This window comes from Rhizobium glycinendophyticum (assembly GCF_006443685.1).
GTDB lineage: Bacteria > Pseudomonadota > Alphaproteobacteria > Rhizobiales > Rhizobiaceae > Allorhizobium > Allorhizobium glycinendophyticum.
Map to the genome: position 1 here is coordinate 1,225,441 of NZ_VFYP01000001.1, position 15,701 is coordinate 1,241,141.

At 61.5% G+C, this 15,701-nt stretch carries 11 protein-coding genes; 6 read left to right on the forward strand and 5 right to left on the reverse strand.

Annotation, left to right across the window (positions count from 1 at the left end):
• Positions 1–260 precede the first annotated feature (260 nt).
• The gene (locus tag FJQ55_RS05990) at positions 261–2,048 is read right to left on the reverse strand and encodes a methyl-accepting chemotaxis protein (protein WP_140826750.1); all 1,788 of its coding nucleotides are present in this window, start codon (positions 2,046–2,048) and stop codon (positions 261–263) included.
• A gap of 328 nt (positions 2,049–2,376) precedes the next feature.
• Between FJQ55_RS05990 and FJQ55_RS23950 the strand changes: the two genes are divergently transcribed.
• Positions 2,377–2,640 carry a hypothetical protein gene (locus FJQ55_RS23950; protein ID WP_425467505.1) on the forward strand — a complete coding sequence of 88 codons (264 nt, stop codon included), beginning with the start codon at positions 2,377–2,379 and terminating at the stop codon, positions 2,638–2,640.
• 217 nt (positions 2,641–2,857) lie between these two features.
• Here FJQ55_RS23950 and FJQ55_RS06000 read toward each other — a convergent pair whose 3' ends face one another.
• Entirely contained in the window at positions 2,858–3,511 is a 654-nt protein-coding gene (locus FJQ55_RS06000; RefSeq protein WP_140826751.1) for a TetR/AcrR family transcriptional regulator, read from the reverse strand.
• A 159-nt stretch (positions 3,512–3,670) separates the two neighbouring features.
• Here FJQ55_RS06000 and FJQ55_RS06005 point away from each other — a divergent pair, with 159 nt between their 5' ends.
• From FJQ55_RS06005 to FJQ55_RS06015, 3 genes are read left to right on the forward strand one after another with little or no spacing between them, the layout of a single operon-like run.
• Positions 3,671–5,836, forward strand: a complete 2,166-nt coding sequence (locus FJQ55_RS06005) for a TonB-dependent siderophore receptor (protein WP_140826752.1) — start codon at positions 3,671–3,673, stop codon at positions 5,834–5,836.
• A gap of 4 nt (positions 5,837–5,840) precedes the next feature.
• Positions 5,841–6,965, forward strand: a complete 1,125-nt coding sequence (locus FJQ55_RS06010; protein WP_140826753.1) for an ABC transporter substrate-binding protein — start codon at positions 5,841–5,843, stop codon at positions 6,963–6,965.
• A gap of 17 nt (positions 6,966–6,982) precedes the next feature.
• Positions 6,983–8,104: a siderophore-interacting protein gene (locus FJQ55_RS06015; RefSeq protein WP_140826754.1), complete on the forward strand. Its 1,122-nt coding sequence runs from the start codon at positions 6,983–6,985 to the stop codon at positions 8,102–8,104.
• A 124-nt stretch (positions 8,105–8,228) separates the two neighbouring features.
• On the opposite strand, the gene FJQ55_RS06020 is transcribed toward FJQ55_RS06015, so the two are convergent.
• Positions 8,229–9,419 (reverse strand): GGDEF domain-containing protein, encoded by a 1,191-nt coding sequence (locus FJQ55_RS06020; protein ID WP_246085034.1) that lies wholly within the window; start codon positions 9,417–9,419, stop codon positions 8,229–8,231.
• Positions 9,420–9,730: 311 nt separating this feature from the next.
• Positions 9,731–11,950: a transglycosylase domain-containing protein gene (locus FJQ55_RS06025; RefSeq protein WP_140826755.1), complete on the reverse strand. Its 2,220-nt coding sequence runs from the start codon at positions 11,948–11,950 to the stop codon at positions 9,731–9,733.
• A 307-nt stretch (positions 11,951–12,257) separates the two neighbouring features.
• Here FJQ55_RS06025 and FJQ55_RS06030 point away from each other — a divergent pair, with 307 nt between their 5' ends.
• Positions 12,258–12,722 (forward strand): YcgN family cysteine cluster protein, encoded by a 465-nt coding sequence (locus FJQ55_RS06030; RefSeq protein WP_140826756.1) that lies wholly within the window; start codon positions 12,258–12,260, stop codon positions 12,720–12,722.
• Between the two features lie 33 nt (positions 12,723–12,755).
• Here the strand turns inward: FJQ55_RS06030 and FJQ55_RS06035 are convergent, their stop codons facing one another.
• Positions 12,756–13,646, reverse strand: a complete 891-nt coding sequence (locus FJQ55_RS06035) for a helix-turn-helix domain-containing protein (RefSeq protein WP_140826757.1) — start codon at positions 13,644–13,646, stop codon at positions 12,756–12,758.
• 226 nt (positions 13,647–13,872) lie between these two features.
• Between FJQ55_RS06035 and FJQ55_RS06040 the strand changes: the two genes are divergently transcribed.
• A complete protein-coding gene (locus FJQ55_RS06040) occupies positions 13,873–15,660 on the forward strand; it encodes a methyl-accepting chemotaxis protein (RefSeq protein ID WP_140826758.1) in 1,788 nt (595 codons plus the stop codon).
• The last annotated feature ends 41 nt before the right edge of the window (positions 15,661–15,701 follow it).

Consider the following 15,701-nt stretch of genomic DNA (forward strand, 5'->3'; position numbering starts at 1 on the left):
TGCATTTTATGAGCGCGCACACCTTGATCGGACGGACGCCCAGGAAACGCGCCATTTAGGGGCGCCACGGCTTGTTTGTATGGGTGACATGATCGGCTCTCGTCAACGACGGTGAGGGAACGGCACGGGAACTTGGGAAGAGCGAAGAGCAAAGAATCTTGCGGCACGAGCATGAGCGGAAGTTTTCGCTGTGAACCGCGCCACTGAGTTTAAATCAGTGGCGCGTAAACTTGATGAGGCAGTGGGGTCTCGCGAGACGCTCAAAACTCTTCCCAGTTGTTGCCTGTCTTGACCGCAGCGTTGCCGTGGAAGGCCTGGGCGACCTTGGCAGTCATTTGGCGGGACGGGGAAGGGCGCGGACGAGACTGATCATTGGCGGGCGCCGGTGCGCTGCGAGGCTGCGTACCGCCATGGCCGATGTTGAACTGGCCGAGAAGCTGGAAGAGCTGTTCCGCCTCGCGCGCCAGGCTGTGCGCGGCTGCGGTGGTTTCCTCGACCATGGCGGCATTCTGTTGCGTGCCCTGATCCATGGTGTTGACGGCGGTGTTGATCTCCTTCAGCCCCGTCGCCTGCTCCTTGGACGCTTCCACGATAGCGCCCACATTGCCGTCCACCTGCACCACCTGGGTGACGATTTCCTGCAGAGACTTGCCGGTCGTGCCGACGAGCGTCACACCCTCCTTCACATGAGCGTTGGAGGCGGTGATCAGTTCCTTGATTTCCTTGGCCGCCTTGGCAGAGCGCTGCGCAAGTTCGCGGACTTCCTGGGCAACGACGGCAAAGCCCTTGCCGGCCTCGCCCGCACGAGCGGCTTCCACGCCGGCATTGAGCGCGAGCAGGTTGGTCTGGAAGGCGATCTCGTCGATCACGCCGATGATGTTGGCAATTTCGCCCGCCGATTTCTCGATCTTGCCCATGGCTTCGACCGCATGACCGACCACGGTGCCGGAGCGCTCGGCATTTTCCTTGGTCTTGCGCACCAGTTCACCCGCTTCCTGGGCGCGGTGGCTGCTGTCGCCGACGGTCGTGGTGATCTCTTCGAGCGCCGCTGCCGTCTCCTCGACGGAGGCCGCCTGCTGTTCGGTGCGCTTCGACAGGTCGTTGGAAGCGGACTGGATCTGCTGCGAGGCGGGGGCGATGGCGCCGGCATTCTGGGAAATCGTCTGCAGGGTATTCCGCAGCTTCTGCGACGTCTGGTTGAAGTCGACGCGCAGCTTTTCCAATGACGGCATGAAAGGTTTGTCGATTGTCTGCATCATGTCGCCTTCCGACATGGCGTTCAGCACGCTGGCCAGTTCGTCGACGTTCTGTACCCGCGTGGTGACGTCGGTCGCAAATTTCACGACCTTGAACACCTTGCCGTTCATGTCGAAGATCGGGTTGTAGGAAGCCTGGATGTAAACCTTTTTGCCGCCTTTGCCGACGCGCAAAAACTCGTCCGCCACGAACTCCCCCGCAGCGAGCTTGGCCCAGAAGCGGCGATACTCTTCGCTGCTCGTATATGCGGGCTCGCAGAACATCTGATGGTGCTTGCCCTGGATTTCTAAGAGCTGGTACCCCAGCGTCGCCAGGAAGTTTTCGTTGGCCGTCAGGATTTCGCCCGAGGGGGTGAACTCGATCACCGCCTGGGCGCGGGAAAGCGCGTCGAGCTTGCCGGCGTCCTCGGCGGTCTTCAGCTTCTGCGCGGTGATGTCGGTGGCAAACTTCACCACCTTGTAGGGCTTGCCGCCCCGGAACACCGGATTGTAGGAGGCCTCGATCCAGATCTCCTTGCCGCCCTTGCCGATGCGCTTGTACTGGCGGCGATCGAACTCGCCACGGCCGAGCTTCAGCCAGAAGTCACGGTATTCCTGCGATCCCGCTTCGGCCGGATCCACGAACAGCCGGTGATGCTGCCCGACGATCTCGGACAGCTGGTAGCCCAGCGCCTGACAGAAATTCTCGTTGGCCGACAGGATCGTTCCATCGAGCTTGAACTCGATGATCGCCTGCGACTTGCTCATTGCTTCCAGCACGGCCTTCGCATCCGCACCGCCAAAACCCAGCATTATCTTCTCCATGATTTCCGATCTCGCAGTGATCGACGGCGATCTGCGTCTGCGAACAAACTGCTGTTTGATGGACAAATTCTCATCGATAAATCTTTTCAAGTTACAAAATAGAACTCGAATATCCGGACATGCTGATATCTTTGACTGCTCAAACGACGACCCTCGCTGAACATCGGGGGCTCAGTCGCAAGCCCGGGTACAAATTGCAGAGCATTTTTTGTCGGCGCGCCGAAACGGCACCGAATTCGGGCGCCGAGATGCGGTTATTTAGGAACGCGTCACAAGGCGATGGAGGAGTATGATCAGGCGACCTCTCCGGGTCCTCATGACACCCACCTCACGCCACGACCCTTTCCATCTCCGCCCCCTCGAACACCCGCCAGCTTTTCCACCCATCCTCCTTGGCCGCATAAAGCGCCCGGTCCGCCGCTTCCAGCAGCCGCTCGTCGTCGGCGGCGGAGCGGACAGCGCCGCACGCAGCACCGATGCTGACGGTGACGTGGCGGTTGCGGTCGCCGGTGTGGTCATGGCCGATGCCGATCCGGCAACGGCGATGCGGATGCGGTCAAAGCCGGTGGCGGTGTCGTGAGGGGGGTGGGGCGGATAACCCTGTGTGGGATGCGTGTCCCCTTTGTGCCTTCATCTCAGTCGTTCAGGTTGCCGTCAGTTACATCTAAAAGCGGACTTCGTTGCCGCGTGTGAGCACCGCGCCAGCCACCGAGTTTGTTAATCCAAATCGGCCGACTTGCGTTCTCTTCGGCGATCGCATTTCGTGGGCAGAGCCTTTTGCATAGCAGGCGTGAAACTCACAGATTTGAAGCCTGAGCAGATACGCCTTCCATGAGCCAAAGCCATGTGATGTCAAAATGCGCCTGGACGGCCGAGGCATCATCATAGGCGTCCCCGCCCAGCATCGCGATCGATGTTGGCAGGGCGACAAGACAGTGTATGAGATGATTGGCGAGGGCAGCGGGATCTCCCGCGCGGATTGATCCGGCGGCCTGTGCCGCACGAACCGCATCGATCAGGCGATCCATGATGGGATCGGGCTGTCGCGGGAACGGTTCCCTTTTCTCGAACACGACCGTTTCGCTGAATGTGATGCGTTTGAGCGCAATCAGATCGGCGTCCATGTTCATATGCAGCATTGCCTGCATCAGAGCCTTCAGGCGTGGAAGCGGTTCTTCTGCAGCGCTCCGCATATCGGCGAGCCGATCCACCGCACGGCGATGGGCGTGCTCGACCACAGCCTCGAACAGGGCGACCTTGGACGGAAAGCGGCGATAGAGCGTGTCCTTCCCCATGCCGCAGCGGCTTGCCACCTGTTCCATGGAGGTTCCGGCAAAACCGCGATCGGCAAACAGCTCCATGGCCACAGCCATGATCTTTTCTGAAGCGGCATCCTGGGCCGCCTTGGAGGGACGGCCGACCCGCGTCATCGCAGTTCCGGTCGGTTTCATGCGATTCTCCTCTGCCTTCCGATCTTTCTGTGGCTTGTCTGCGCGGCGGTGTCCATGCCAATAAAAAGTTGATAATTGTAATCATAATATCTGGACAGGACGGTCCCGTTTGATTTATGCCTCTGCCATAACTCTTGCGTCTTGACCATGGGGCCCCTTGTGAAACCGCGTCTTTCCAGAAACTTCCTGCTTGCTTCGACCATCCTTTTCACTGTCCAACACGCCCATGCCCAGGATGCCGGCACCGGTGAAACAGGTACGCAACTTCAGACGATCGTCGTTAACGGTGAGGGTGGTTCAACGGACACCTCGGACAGTCTCGTGGCCAAGTCGAACCGTTCGGCAACAAAGACGAACACGCCGGTCCTGGAGACCCCACAATCGGTCACCACGATCAGCCGCAAGCAGATCGACGAGCAGAACCCGCAGACGGTTGCGGAGTCCCTGCGATATACGGCGGGTGTGCTCTCCGATCGTGACTCGTCGTCGCGATATGACTCCGTCTTCCTGCGGGGGTTCGGCGCTTTTGGCACGGATACCAATTACGTGGGCTATCTGGATGGTTTGAAGCTCGTCCGAGGCCAGGCATTTGCCACGCCACAGATCGATCCCTTCTTTCTGGATCACATCGATGTGCTGAAGGGCCCTTCGGCTCTGCTCTATGGTCAGATCAGCCCCGGCGGCCTCGTCAATCAGGTGTCGCGCGAGCCGTCGTCGGTGGCCGCCAACGAGGCACGTCTTGAAGTAGGGACGGACGGCCGTGTGCAGAGTGGCCTGTATTCGACCGGTCCCCTGACCGAGGATGGAACCGTGCAATATGGGATCGGCCTCGTCGGCCGCTCGGCGGGGTCGCGCTATGACGATGTCGAGGAGCAGCGCATCGGTGTTGCCCCCTCGCTCAAGTGGGAGCCGGACGCCGATACATCCCTCATCGTTTCGGGATCCTACCAGCGAGATCCCGAAGGCGGATACTTCAACTCCATCTATCCGCGCTTCCTCGCGCCCGCCAATATCGCGGGTTATCTCGATCCAGATCTGAATATCGGCGACCCGACCTATGATCATTTCGAGCGCACGCAGTACAATATCGGCTATCAATTTGAGCATCGCTTTGACGAAGGCCTGACTGTCCGCTCTGCGTTGCGATACTCGGCGATCGACATCGACATGCAGTCCCTGCAGATGGCGGGCGCCCCGTCGTCAACGGGCGTCATACCGCGTATTGCCGTCCACTCGATCGAGGATGCGCGCGGGTTTTCCTTCGACAATCATGCTGAATACAAGTTGGATACAGGCCCGCTCCAGCACACTCTGCTTGCCGGTGTCGACCTCCAGTCCTCCAGCAGCAGTTGGGAATATCTCTACGGTAATGCCAGCTCGCTGGACGTGACCAATCCGACTTACGGCGCAAGCGTCGGTTCCCTATCAACCTACACGGACAGCGATCAGGATCTGAAACAGACCGGGATTTATCTTCAGGACCAGATTGAACTGGGCAAGCTGCGCGCTGTCCTCGGCATCCGCCATGACTGGGCCGATCAGGAAACGGACAACCACGTGCTCGGCACCACAACGGACCAGTCCTCCGATGCGACCACCTATCGCGCCGGCCTGCTCTACCTCTTCGATAACGGCGTGGCTCCTTATGCGAGTTACGCCACGTCGTTTGAGCCGGTCCTCGGCACGGACTATTCAGGCAACGCCTTCGTGCCGACGGAAGCAGAGCAATACGAAATCGGCGTGAAATACCAACCGGAAGGCCTTGATGCGCTCTTTACCGTCGCGGCCTTCGACATCCGTCAGCAGAACGTCAAGACCGCCGACAACGCGCATGCCAATTATTATGTCCAGCAGGGCGAGATCCACTCGCGCGGCCTGGAATTCGAAGCGCGTGGGCAGGTCACGAGCAACATCGAACTGATCGCGGCGCTTTCCCTGCTCGACACGGAAGTATCCGAGTCGACCACCACGTCCATCATCGGCAACCGGCCACAGGCGGTGCCGCGCTATTTCGGTTCTCTCTGGGCCAATTACACCTTCGATGCGGGAGCGCTGGAAGGACTGACGCTCGGCGGCGGTCTGCGCTTTGTCGGATCGAGTTATGCCGACGATGCCAATACGATTGAGGCCGACGGATATACGCTGGTGGATGCTGCCGTGAAATACGATTTCGGCGCCAAGCGTCCGGATCTCAAGGGGCTGGAAGCGACGCTCAACGTCACCAATCTGCTCGACGAGGAATATTATTCGAGCTGCAGCTACGGCATCTATTGCCAGTATGGCAATGGGCGGACCGTCGTGGCCGGCCTGAAATACAAGTGGTGACGATATGATGATGACGCGGCGTCACCTGTGCGGGTCGATGCTGGCCGCCACTCTGGTCGGCGGTGTTGTGCCGGCCCGGGCTGCCGGCAAGATCACCATCGTCGACATGGCGGGCAGAAGCGTCGAGCTGGCGGCCTTGCCGAAACGCATCGTGCTGCTTGAGGCCCATGACCTCCTGACGATGAGCCTCCTGCATCCTGATCCGGCGTCTCTGGTCGTTGGTTGGGCAGCCACGGACCGCATCGACAGCGAGACTCTGAAGCAGCGCCTGCAGGGCAAGCACCGCATCGAAGTCGTCGGAAAGATGACGCCAGAGACGGTGTCGCTGGAGGGCCTGATTGCCCTCGCGCCGGATCTTGTCGTCACCACCGCGTTTATGACACCGCCCGAGGGCAGCGACCTGCTCGTTGACAGGCTGCAGGAGCTTGGCGTGCCCGTGCTCTTCAGCGATACGTCCAGCAACACACTCGCGTCGGACAAGAGTTTGGCGCCCCTGGCCAGCGTGGAAGCCCTCATGCGCATGTGGGGGGGCATCCTCGGCACGCAAGCGAGAGCCGAAGCCTATCTCCAACTCGTCCTGCATTCCCTGGCGGACGTGGCGTCCGGACTTGCCGGGAGCAGCCCCGTCACCACCTATTTGGAAGTGCAGTCGACCACCGATGATTGCTGCTGGGCTGCGGGACGCAGGATCTGGGGCGAGCTTCTTGCAATTGCCGGAGGAGCGCCGCTGCCGGCTGTTCAGGCGCCATGGTTCGAGAAGCTTTCGCTCGAATATCTCCTCTCGACCCCGCATGACGTCTATATTGCCTCCGGCGGAGGCTGGGCCGCAGGGGGGCGCCCTTCTCTGGGCCCCGGCATTATGCCCGATGCCGCGCGTCTCAGCCTGAAGACACTTGTTGAGGCCCGCCCGGCTTTCCAGGAACTCCCGAGTGTCCAGCACGGACGGGTCCATGCGGTCTGGACAGGACTGATCACCAATCCGCCGCTGCACATCCTCTTCGTCGCACAGCTTGCGCGCTGGCTGCATCCGGATCGCTTCCCCGAGACCTATGCCGCGGGGCTGCTCGACACCATCAATCGCGATTTTGCGGCTGTTCCGATCGATGGTCCGCTGTGGACGTCGCTCTGATCTCGCAAGGACCGAACATGTCACATCCGACGCCGCCACCGTATCGCGCCTCCGCTGCCGTGGCCTTTCCGCAGATTGCCGACTATGCGGACGCCTTCATCGAGTCGATCGCCACGCACGACATGACGATCGACTGTCGTAATGACGTCTTCGAGATCGCCTCCGCGTTTGGACGGGCGCGCTTCGCCCCCAGGCCGGCCGGCTTCGATCTCTATGTCGAGGCGGACGATCCCGGTGCCCTGAACCGTCTCAAGCACGCTCTGGTCGGCCCCATCGGTTTTATCGCCGCGCGCGAGTCTCTCGATATCGTCTGGGTGGGTGACCATACAGACCCGGCGCTGCCGGACGATCTGCGGGTTCTCACTGTCGAGATGATCGAAGACCTGACGCCCCACATGAGACGGATCACCTTTCGTGGCGAAGATCTCCACCGCTATGATCGCGACGATCAGCTTCACTGTCGGCTGATCTTCCAGCCGCGAGGGACGGTCGAGCCTCGCTGGCCCATGCTCGATCACAGGGGCCATGTCGTTTGGCCGGATGACAAGGCGGTTCCGACACGGGTCTACACCATTAGGCAGATTGATGCGGCCGCCGGGACGCTCGTAGTGGATTTTGCCCTGCACGCCGATCCCGGACCGGCGACCCGGTTTGCAATGGAAGCCCGCAGAGGCGACATGGCTGGCGTTTTGGGACCTGCGGCCCATGCGCCGAAGCCGGCAGCCTTTTACGTGCTGATCGGGGACGAGACGGCGCTGCCCGGCATTGCGCGTATACTGGAAAATCTGCCCGACACGGCGGTCGGCCGCGCCTTCATCGAAGTAGACAGCAGCGCTGACCAGCTTCCGCTCCGTTGTCCCGCGAATTTCGAGCTGCGCTGGCTGTTCCGGGAAGGACGGCCCGCCGGCACGACGTCGCTTCTCCCTGACGCGCTGAAGACCGTGGCTTGGCCATCGGATTTGCATCAGGCCTTCCTCTGGGGCGGCTGCGAGCACGCCGCCTTCAGTGCCATTCATCGCCACCTGAGGCACGAAATCGATCTTCCCCGCAACCGCTTCATCCTCTACTCGCACTGGCATCGGACGATGACCGAGGAAGAGATCATCAAAAAGGGTGCCGAAGCTTATCTTCCAGGATGATGCGCCAAGGCTGGGCAACAATGTCGGCCTTTGCGGTTCGTCAGCGGAGAGCGGACTGTCTCCTCCCGGCCCATTCCGACCAACTCATAACTCATAGACCGGCCGTTTAGCCAATTTCGCCCCATCAAGCCACAACCCTTGCCACCTCATCCCCCTCAAACACCCGCCAGCTGTTCCGCCCATCCCCCTTGGCCGCATAAAGCGCCCGGTCGGCCGCCTCCAGCAGGCGTTCGTAGTCGGCGGCGGAGCGGACAGCGCCGCACGCAGCACCGATGCTGACGGTGACGTGGCGGTTGCGGTCGCCGGTGTGGTCATGGCCGATGCCGAGCTGGCGCACGGCGCGGCGCAGGCTTTCGGCCACGCTTGCTGCCATCTCCGCGTCGCTGGCGGAGAGGATCGCGACGAATTCTTCGCCGCCGTGGCGGGCGAAATGCGCCTCGATCGGCAGCGCCCGACGCATCGCGCGGGCAACCCGTTTCAGGCATTCGTCGCCGGCACCATGGCCATAGGCGTCGTTATAAGCCTTGAAGTTGTCGACATCGGCGACCAGCAGCACAACGCGCTCCGCCTCGTTTTGTGCTTCCGTCGTCAGCCGCAGGAGTTCCATTTCTGTGCCGCGCCGGTTTGACAGGCGGGTTAAGGGATCGGTGACGGAAAGGCGGGCCAGGTCCTTGTTTTGGCGTGACAATTCCCGCTTCAGCACCTCGTTTTCCTGTTGCTGCAGATAGTTCGCCATGGCTTCCGCCTCGAGCTGGTAGGAAACGAGCAGCGTCATGGCAACGGTTGGCAGATAGACCGACAGGTGCTGCACGGCATAAAGAGGTGTGGCGCCTTCGAGAAACCAGATGACCGAATAGGTGAGACAGAAACCGAAGACGCTGGCATGCAAGCTCGGACGGAAGGGCGAGGCGGCGGCAATCGTGATGGCCATCTGGAAGGTACAGGCCGCATAATAATAGCCGAGCACGGCCGGGTTATGGCTCGCGGTCACGATAATCGACCACGACACCTGCGCCAGCAGCGCCACCAGGATGGCCGCCCCCTCCTTGTGCTCCACCGGATGCTCGCCATTCAGATAGAAGAGCAGCCCACCCGACATTGGCACCATGACGCCGAAGCGCAAAACAGCCGATAGCACGGTGACATCGGTCAGCACGAAGAGATCGAAGAAGAAGCAGCAGAGGTAGAAGCCGAGAACGCTGATCACCGCCGCCTGTAGCATGCGGTTGCGCAAGGCAGCGCGGGATTGGAGGAAGTCCGTATATTGCTCCGCGGTCATGCGGGGTTTTGCGGGCAGTCCGAGCCATCTCTTCATGGATGCAATCACCGGATAAAATATCTGAGTGTCGAAATCGACCACAACCTACCGGCGACCCCCTTAATTTGGGGTGAAGGACCTGTACCATCTCGGGAAACCGGGGATTTTCACGTGCCGCATGGTAAACAGTGTCTTTCGATCGGGTCTGCCGGCCACGGCCGCCTGACCGCTCTTGTGCCTTTGCGACACGTTGTGCGCGCAGTCGCGGCGCCGCCGGCAGGAAGATGGTGCGTCAGGCGGCGAATCACGCATACGAACCGTCTCATGCGACCTCGCGCGCCTGTCGGACGACAAAACCTGCGATTGTCTTAATTTTGCGTCGAGCCGGTGGTTTCGCTGGCAGTGGTAGCCTGCGCACTGGGTCCGGCGGGCAGGGCAAGCGCCGGCGCGGCCCGCAGCCGCTGGCCGAGTTCGCGGATCAGCCGGGTCGACTGGCCAGACAGCGAGCGCGGCCTGACCATCGGCGGCAGCGCCGTGGCATCGGCATCGGTGGCGCTCGCCACCGCAGGCTTGGCGTCCTTTTCCGGCATCGGTGCATCGACCCCCATGATCGGCTTCAGGTCGATGCCCTGATGGGCGTAATCCATCAGCTTCTTGAAGGTCATCGCCGGGAGCGAGCCGCCGGTCATGTTGTTGGTCGAGGTATAGTCGTCATTGCCGAACCAGACGGCGGCCGTGTAGTTGCCGGTGTAACCAACGAACCAGGCATCGCGATAGGCCTGCGTCGTGCCGGTCTTGCCGCCGGTCAGGATCCCGTCGACGGCGGCGCGGCGTGCCGTGCCGATATAGGGGATCTTGGTCATCATCTGGTTCATGTAGGCGGCAGCCTTTTCCGTCAGGATCCGCTCCGGCGGCGGCGTATCGCGCTCGAAATCATAAAGCACATCGCCATTGTAGTTCATGATCTGCGCAACCCCGTGGCGGCGCGACTGGTAGCCCCCGGCCGGCAGCACGGCATAGGCCGTCGCCTGGTCCATCACCGTCACTTCCGAGGTGCCGAGCGGAATGGTCACGTCTTTCCGAAGCGGCGTCTCCACACCCATGGCCTTCGCCGTCTGCATGATGGCGTCGATGCCGAGCTTCTCCTTGGCGAGACGCACGGGAATGGTGTTGATCGATTTCGCCAGCGCCGTCTCGAGCGTAATCCGCCCGGCATAGCTGCGGCCGTAATTCTGCGGGCTCCAGTTGCCCCAGGAGATCGGACCATCCACGACGACGCTTTGCGGGGTGTAGCCGTTCTCCATGGCCAGCGCATAGGTATACATCTTGAACGACGAGCCGGGCTGGCGCAGCGCCTTGGTCGAGCGGTTGAACTGGCTTTCGCCATAGTCGCGCCCGCCGACCATCGCGCGCACGGCCCCGCCGTTCTCGATCATCACGAGCGCGCCCTGCTTGACGTTATAGCTCTCGCCATATTCGCGCAGCGACGAAGCGACCGCCTCGTCGGCCGCCTGCTGCAGGCCGAGATCGATGGTGGTGCGCACGACGAGCGTATGATCCTTGAACTTCGCCGCAAGCCGCTGCACCTCCTCGAACGCCCAGTCGAGGAAGAAATCCGGCGCTTCCTTTTCGTCGCGGTCGATGACGGAGGCGGGGTTGCGTCGGGCCGCCACCACCTGGCCCTCGGTCATCAGCCCGCTCTGCACCATGTTGGTAAGCACGTCGTTGGCCCGCGCCCGCGCCGCCGGCAGGTTGACATGCGGCGCATATTTCGCCGGCGCCTTGAAGAGGCCGGCGAGCATGGCCGCTTCCGCCAGCGTCACCTCGGTGATGTTCTTGCCGAAATAGAATTGCGAGGCCGCCGCCGCCCCGAAGGTACCGCCGCCCATATAGGCGCGGTCGAGATAGAGCGACAGGATCTCCTTCTTGGAGAGGTTCGCCTCGAGCCACAGCGACAGGAAGGCTTCCTTGATCTTGCGCTCGATCGACCGTTCATTGGTGAGGAACAGGTTCTTCGCCAGCTGCTGCGTCAGCGTCGAGCCGCCCTGCACGACAGAACCCGCCTTGGCGTTTTCCGTCATGGCACGGGCAAGGCCGAAGAAATCGATGCCGAAATGGTCGAAGAAGCGCCGGTCTTCCGTTGCCAGCACCGCCTTGACCAGATGGTCCGGCAGCTCGTCCACGGGCACGGAGTTTTCATGAATGATGCCGCGATGGCCGATCGTATTGCCATAGCGGTCGAGAAAGGTGACGGCGAAATTGTCGTGGTTGCGCCAGTCCTTCTTGGTCTCCTCGAAGGCCGGCTGGGCGAGCGCCAGAAGCACGACGAAACCGGCGGTGCCGAGCGTCATCGCTTCGCCGGCAATCTCGAAGCCGAGCTTCTTCAAGCCCCGCACCCGGAAGCGGCGGAAGAAGATGGTGATCTCCTCCCAGGTTTCGGCCAGATCGTATCCGGCATTCCACAGCGTCGAGTCGAGCCAGCTGTCGATCCTGAGGAAGATATGCCGCTTCAGCTTCGGCTCTTTGGCCGGCTTGCCCGCATTCGGCGCCTTCTGCGGCTCGTTGTTCGGCTGGTCGTCCCCGGACACCTTAGGCCTTCCCGATCCCTTTCGCCCGACAGGGTCGGCGCGAATCTTAAGTCCACTGGCTTGACGCGACCGCCCTTAGGCCTCAAGGACTGGCCCGGCCAGAAGGCGGCGTCGGTCTTCATGAGTGATGGTCGATTTGCCGCCAAAGAACAAGTACAATCACGGCCCGGCCGCAGCGTCATTGGTGCTTCGGCACCGTTTTGGCAAAGGCGTGGCGCGGACGCCACCCGGCAGCGCGGCCGGCCAAAACCCGAACTGCACCGCTGCAACACCAACAACGCGCCGACGGTCCGGCCCTGGATAAAGCATGCAAGACGATCCCTTCTGGAAAACCAAGACGCTCGCCGAGATGAGCAACGAAGAGTGGGAAAGCCTGTGCGACGGCTGTGGCCTCTGTTGTCTCAACAAGCTGGAGGACTGGGAGACCGGCGAGATCGCCTTCACCTCGGTCGCCTGCAAGCTGCTAGACGGCGACACCTGTCGCTGCAAGGACTATGAAAATCGCCAGGAGACGGTGCCGGATTGCATCCAGCTCACCCTGAAGGGCCTGCGCGAAATCCAGTGGCTGCCGCCCACCTGCGGCTACCGCCTGATCGACGAGGGCCGCGACCTATACTGGTGGCATCCGCTCGTCTCGGGCGATCCTCGCACGGTGCATGAAGCCGGCGTGTCGGCAAAAGGCCGCACGATCTCGGAAGAGGGCCTCGATGTCGAGGATCTCGAGGATTACGTGGTCGACTGGCCCATGCGGCTGGGCGAAAACAGGGGCTAGACAGCTTGCCGCTCAAGCCGGATGGCGTTCGCCTCAGATGCTGCGCCGGAAGGCGAGCGGCGTCGTCCCGGCAACGCTCCGGAAGGCCCGGCCGAACTGGCTTGCGCCACTGAAACCGCAGGCTTTCGCGATCATCGCCACGGGCATTCTCGTCTCGCCGAGCATCTGCTGCGCTTTTTCGATCCGCCTGAGGGTAACATACTGGATCGGTGTCTCTCCAAACGTCGCCTTGAACGCCCGGCAGAAGTGAAAGCGGCTCAAGCCGCAAAGGCTCGCCAGTTCGTCGAGCCCTATGTCGTCGGCGAGATGCGTTTCGATGAAGCCGGTCACCAGAGAGCGCTGGCTGTTGGAGAGCTGGCCAGCGCCACGCTCCCTGGCCTTGCCGTCCTTTTCTGCACTCAGTCGCAGCATTTCGAGGGCAGCCGTCAGGCCAAGCGTTTCGGCATAGAGCCGCGAAGCCGGCCCTTCGCAATCGGCCATGACCTGGCCGAGCTTTCGCATGGTGGTGCCGAGATGCTCGTCGCGGAAGTATATCTCAGGGCGTGATGCGGCTTGGCGAAACGTCTCCTGGATGTCATCTTCCATGGCGGAAACATCGAAGCACACGACGGTAAAGGCGTTCATCCGGTCGGCAGGTTCTGCCCAGCCCTTGAGCGCCCGGCCAGCGGGCACGAAGGTCATCCGGTCCCTCAGGTCTCCGCCCGCGACCGGTCGCTCTCCCGTCACCTCCATCTCGCCGTCGACCAGCACGAGATCGTGATGGGCAAGATAATGGCCGTCTCCCTGCCAAGAGAATTCGTAACCGGTCGGCAGTTTCAGTCGCGAATATTGAACGGACACGCCGCGCCAGCTGTGGGCGGCATGCATCTCGGTCTGGCCGTTGGGATCGTTGAACGTGAGGTCCAGGTTGCTCGTCCGTCTCATGAGGGATGTCTAAAAAACCAAGGTTGCGCGAGGGTTGCGCCTCGGTTGCGCCAGAGGGGCTGGAGGGGTGGCTCAGCAAATCTTGTCGAACATGCGCAAGATGTATCGGATTTGGCCCAAATCTTCACCATTTCTAAATTCCAAACTGCGAAATTTAGGGACGTGGATATTGCGGGGTATGAGCCACCCGGCAGGTTGGGTCTCATAAAACGGGGTGGAGAGAAGCATGTTTGGTCTTGGCGGTGCGGATGCGAAAGCCGTGCTGGAAGCAATGAGCAAGTCGCAGGCGATCATCGAGTTCAAGCTCGATGGAACGATCCTGTCGGCCAACGAGAATTTCTGTCAGGCGCTGGGCTACCAGCTGTCCGAGATCGTCGGGCAGCATCACCGGCTGTTCGTGGATCCGGCCGAAGCGGGATCGCAGGAATACCGTGACTTCTGGCTGAAGCTCGGCCGTGGCGAGTTCGATCGCCGCCAGTACAAGCGCATCGGCAAGGGCGGCAAGGAGATCTGGATCGAGGCCTCCTACAATCCGGTGTTCCGGGGCGGCAAGCCCTACAAGGTGGTGAAGTTTGCCACCGACATCACCGCGCAGAAGCTGAAGACCGCCGAGGACGCCGGCAAGCTCGACGCGCTTTCCCGCGCCCAGGCGGTGATCGAGTTCACCCCCTCGGGCGAAATCCTGACGGCCAACGAGAATTTCCTGACGACGCTCGGCTACCAGCTGTCCGAGATCCAGGGCAAACACCACCAGATGTTCTGCGAACCGTCCTACACGAGCAGCGAGGCCTATCGCCAGTTCTGGAGGAAACTGGCAGCCGGTGAGTTTGTCGCCGACGAATTCATGCGCATCGGCAAGGGTGGCAAGAAGGTCTATATCCAGGCCTCCTACAATCCGATCTTCGACATGAACGGGCAGGTCTTCAAGGTGGTGAAATTCGCCACCGATGTCACCACACGCGTCGAGAATGTCGAGACGCTGGCCACGGCACTCAACGCCATGTCGGCAGGCGACATGACGCAGACGCTCGACAAACCTTTCCTTCCCGCGCTGGACAAGCTGCGCATCGATTTCAACGAAACGTCGTCCAAGCTGCGCAACACGCTCCAGTCGATCCTCGCTAACGCCGGCGCGATTGCGTCCGCCTCGCAAGAGATCCAGCAGGCATCGGCTGAACTTGCAAAGCGCACCGAACAGCAGGCAGCATCCGTGGAAGAGACGGCCGCCGCACTGGAAGAGATCACCACGACGGTCAGCGACAGCAGCCACCGTGCCCAGGAGGCGGGAGAGCTGGTTCGCAAGACCAAGGACAATGCGGAGCATTCCGGCAATGTCGTCGGGAATGCCGTCGAGGCCATGAGCCGGATCGAGAAATCCTCCTCGGAAATTTCCAACATCATCGGCGTCATCGACGAAATCGCCTTCCAGACCAACCTATTGGCATTGAATGCTGGTGTCGAAGCGGCCCGTGCAGGAGAAGCCGGCAAGGGCTTTGCCGTCGTCGCGCAGGAAGTGCGCGAACTTGCCCAACGCTCGGCCAAGGCCGCCAAGGAGATCAAGGAACTGATCAACGCCTCGAACGCCCATGTGAAGGAGGGCGTGGCGCTGGTCGGCACGACCGGCAAGGCACTGCAGGAGATCGTGAGCCAGGTTATCGAGGTCGACGTCAATGTCGTTGCGATCGTCGAGGGATCCAGGGAGCAGTCAACGGGGCTGAAGGAGATCAACACGGCGGTCAACACCATCGACCAGGGAACGCAGCAGAACGCCGCCATGGTCGAGGAAACGACGGCCGCGTCCCACAGCCTGGCCCGCGAGGCAGAAGAACTGTTCCGGTTGCTCGGCCAGTTCAACATCGGCGCCAGCGGCGGTCAGACCCGCAGCGCCCCCGCTCTCACCGCCCAACGGTCCCGCCCGCAAGCCTCGCCGGCCCGTCAGATGACCGCAAAAGTGGCTCATGCCTTTCACGGCAATGCCGCCGTCAAAAGCGGCGGCAGCTGGGAAGAGTTCTGAGAACGCCGTCACAACGTGACATCTTGAGAGCAAAAAGGCCG

What these genes read in the sequence shown, in the direction of transcription:
- FJQ55_RS05990 (WP_140826750.1), bottom strand. Translation starts at nt 2,048, where the DNA reads ATGCTGGGTTTTGGCGGTGCGGATGCGAAGGCCGTGCTGGAAGCAATG.
- FJQ55_RS23950 (WP_425467505.1), top strand. Translation starts at nt 2,377, where the DNA reads ATGACACCCACCTCACGCCACGACCCTTTCCATCTCCGCCCCCTCGAA.
- FJQ55_RS06000 (WP_140826751.1), bottom strand. Translation starts at nt 3,511, where the DNA reads ATGAAACCGACCGGAACTGCGATGACGCGGGTCGGCCGTCCCTCCAAG.
- FJQ55_RS06010 (WP_140826753.1), top strand. Translation starts at nt 5,841, where the DNA reads ATGATGATGACGCGGCGTCACCTGTGCGGGTCGATGCTGGCCGCCACT.
- FJQ55_RS06015 (WP_140826754.1), top strand. Translation starts at nt 6,983, where the DNA reads ATGTCACATCCGACGCCGCCACCGTATCGCGCCTCCGCTGCCGTGGCC.
- FJQ55_RS06020 (WP_246085034.1), bottom strand. Translation starts at nt 9,419, where the DNA reads ATGAAGAGATGGCTCGGACTGCCCGCAAAACCCCGCATGACCGCGGAG.
- FJQ55_RS06030 (WP_140826756.1), top strand. Translation starts at nt 12,258, where the DNA reads ATGCAAGACGATCCCTTCTGGAAAACCAAGACGCTCGCCGAGATGAGC.
- FJQ55_RS06035 (WP_140826757.1), bottom strand. Translation starts at nt 13,646, where the DNA reads ATGAGACGGACGAGCAACCTGGACCTCACGTTCAACGATCCCAACGGC.
- FJQ55_RS06040 (WP_140826758.1), top strand. Translation starts at nt 13,873, where the DNA reads ATGTTTGGTCTTGGCGGTGCGGATGCGAAAGCCGTGCTGGAAGCAATG.